Source organism: Polaribacter sp. Z014 (genome assembly GCF_023555435.1).
Taxonomy (GTDB): domain Bacteria; phylum Bacteroidota; class Bacteroidia; order Flavobacteriales; family Flavobacteriaceae; genus Polaribacter.
In genome coordinates this window covers 1-913 of the sequence record NZ_JALCZP010000100.1, presented here as the reverse complement: position 1 = coordinate 913, position 913 = coordinate 1, and the positions used below count along the sequence as shown (strand labels likewise).

The following is a 913-nucleotide window of genomic DNA, read 5'->3' as shown; positions in this document are numbered from 1 at the left end:
AATCAGGATAAACATCTAATTTTAACCAAAAAATTAACCGCTTAATTAATAATCGAAATTTAAAAGATTACTCTTGTTTTATAGGGGTCAAAACAGTTGTTACATAGTTTTTTAGCTTAGGAACAAGTAAATTATGAAGCCTTAACACATCGTACAACTTGTCTCTACCGATTTTAATACCTTGTTTTATAAAGTCTTGTTTAAGTTCATCATATAACTTAATTCCACCAGTTCTCATACCAACTAATTTTCGATATTCCTGTATCATTTCGATGACTTTTTCATCGTTTTGTCGTTTGTTTTCTTGGGTTTTGAGTCTTTTGTAGAAAGCTTGTTTACTAATCCCAAAACACTCATAGAACCATTTTCTTTTAAACGGTTTTTCTTTTTTAGTTCTATCTCTTTCGCTAATGTTTTGGGCAACGACTTTTTTGACAAATCGACTCCAGTAATGATTTCCATGTCAGCAATAATATCTTGTTGAAATTCCTTTACAAACTCCAACTCTTCAATACGTTCCTTTAGTTTTTTAATCTCGTCTAATTTACTCATACCAGTATTTTGTTGGACTAAAGTACTATATTTTTTGATCCAATACCCAATTGTAGTTCTAGGAACATCATATTTTTTGGAAGCAAAGTTTGTGGAAATCTGTCCATTCTGAATTTGGTCAACGACGAATAATTTGAGTTCTAAAGTTGCTTTTTCGTACGTTTTTTTTCGCCAGGGTTGTTTTTGAGTTTTCATAAGTGACTATAATTAAGTGTTTAATTTTTAGTCAACCTATTTCAGGAAAGTACAAGTTTTTAATTACTGCTAACGTTGTTGTATAAGCTTTGTTGCGTTGTTTAAGCAGTGAATTTAGTAAATAAAGTACGAACGGCGAAATTCCGGAGGAATTTCCCAAGTGAGC

At 31.2% G+C, this 913-nt stretch carries 2 protein-coding genes; both read right to left on the bottom strand.

The genetic code is table 11. The annotated features are described in order from the left end of the window. Positions 1-67: 67 nt before the first annotated feature. On the bottom strand, positions 68-268 hold the full coding sequence (locus MPF19_RS19100) for a hypothetical protein (protein WP_249989861.1): 201 nt from the start codon (positions 266-268) through the stop codon (positions 68-70). Then, positions 265-747, bottom strand: coding sequence for a helix-turn-helix domain-containing protein (locus MPF19_RS19095; protein WP_249989860.1), 483 nt, complete (start codon positions 745-747; stop codon positions 265-267). Before MPF19_RS19095 ends, MPF19_RS19100 begins: the two co-directional genes overlap by 4 nt. Positions 748-913: the final 166 nt, after the last annotated feature.

Coding starts and splice junctions, on each gene's coding strand:
- MPF19_RS19100 (WP_249989861.1), bottom strand. CDS start 268: ATGATACAGGAATATCGAAAATTAGTTGGTATGAGAACTGGTGGAATT.
- MPF19_RS19095 (WP_249989860.1), bottom strand. CDS start 747: ATGAAAACTCAAAAACAACCCTGGCGAAAAAAAACGTACGAAAAAGCA.